Below are 712 nucleotides of genomic sequence, written 5' to 3'. Positions count from 1 at the left end.
CGGCAGCCTGTATCGAGAACCCCGTTCCGTCAGCTTCGCCAAAATGGATGAGCTGGAATTTCAGGCACTCTATCAATCCACCCTAAACGTACTGTGGAATTTCATCTTGTATCGCAACTTCCCGACCAGAGACGCTGCTGAAAATGCGGCGGCTCAGTTGTTTGATTTTGCGTAAAGGAGAGGCAAGACCAATGACCAACAGTGAAAAACAGTGGCTGTCAGATGTCGCCTCGCTCGGCTGTATTGCCTGCCGGAATCTGGGACTGGGTGCATCACCTGCGGAAATTCATCATGTACGAACCGGGCAGGGCACGGCACAACGCGCCGATCACTTCTCCGTTCTGCCGTTATGTCCTCGCCACCATCGAGCTGGTTATCCCACGGGTTTTCATGCCGCACCAAAGAGTTGGCAGGCGGCTCACGGGACAGAAATTGAATTATTAGCGCAGGTTAAAAGGGAAGTGAAAGAGGTACGGTTATGTCGGGTTTGAAATTTTCAACGGATGGGTTGGAATTAACGCTATCACAGGCGATCTGGCTACAGGAATGGTTAGCAAAATTTGGTGCGTGGGTTTATTCCGGCAGGCTGGATAAGCGTCAGAGCAGTGTGATTGCGGAATTTATGGCACGAGTAGAGCCTCGAGACTACCCAGAACGCCCGATGTGCAATGACGACGAAGGTATGCTAATCGCCAGAGTGGTTGATCATATC

General features: G+C 51.4%; 3 protein-coding genes. All 3 read left to right on the top strand.

Annotation, left to right across the window (positions count from 1 at the left end; all coding sequences use genetic code 11):
* On the top strand, positions 1 to 175 hold a 175-nt coding region (locus tag AACS90_RS04320), incomplete at its 5' end, for a DUF1367 family protein (protein ID WP_153043720.1).
* 16 nt (positions 176 to 191) lie between these two features.
* Positions 192 to 491 (top strand): Ref family recombination enhancement nuclease, encoded by a 300-nt coding sequence (locus AACS90_RS04315; protein WP_099123674.1) that lies wholly within the window; start codon positions 192 to 194, stop codon positions 489 to 491.
* Positions 479 to 712 (top strand): antiterminator Q family protein (locus AACS90_RS04310; RefSeq protein WP_305847173.1); only part of this gene is annotated, 234 nt, incomplete at its 3' end. The genes AACS90_RS04315 and AACS90_RS04310, both read left to right, overlap by 13 nt.

This window comes from Xenorhabdus sp. KK7.4 (assembly GCF_963876465.1).
GTDB lineage: Bacteria > Pseudomonadota > Gammaproteobacteria > Enterobacterales > Enterobacteriaceae > Xenorhabdus > Xenorhabdus stockiae.
Note: the sequence above shows the minus strand (reverse complement) of the source record. Positions and strands in the feature narration are given on the sequence as shown.